General features: G+C 46.3%; 2 pseudogenes. One reads left to right on the top strand and one right to left on the bottom strand.

Features of this window, described 5'->3' with window-relative positions:
* A pseudogene (locus AB4585_RS23375) lies at positions 1-90 on the top strand (ribonuclease HI); the annotation flags it as partial.
* Positions 91-105: 15 nt separating this feature from the next.
* Here AB4585_RS23375 and AB4585_RS23380 read toward each other — a convergent pair.
* A pseudogene (locus tag AB4585_RS23380) lies at positions 106-397 on the bottom strand (SAM-dependent methyltransferase); the annotation flags it as partial.

A 397-nucleotide genomic window follows, 5' to 3' on the forward strand; every position in this document is an offset into this window, starting at 1 on the left:
GGGCATAGAGAAAACGAAATTTGTGACGAGATTGCTCGTCTAGCAGCAGAAACTCCTACCGATGAAGATACCGGTTATCAGCCTTCTTAAGCTAAATAGGTAATACTAGGCTTTAGGGTTAACTCGGCAATTTAACCTCACTGGAGACAGACGACGCTTCAGTTTCCAATGGGGTTTTATCGGTTTAAGCGGGTACGTTCTCTTGCGAGCCACGATAAAGTATTGACTGCAAAACGGCATACTCCAGCCCCCTATCCCATTTTCTATCCAAGTCCATATCGCACGTTGCTTTTTCGACGGTATCAATCCATAACTGTCCATGTGCACCACTTGATAATTAAGTACACTGAGCCAGTCCTGAACCCGATACGGCGTAAACATTCGCCCGCTCCAAGGC

Source organism: Vibrio sp. 10N.222.49.C9, assembly GCF_041474985.1.
GTDB lineage: Bacteria > Pseudomonadota > Gammaproteobacteria > Enterobacterales > Vibrionaceae > Vibrio > Vibrio crassostreae_C.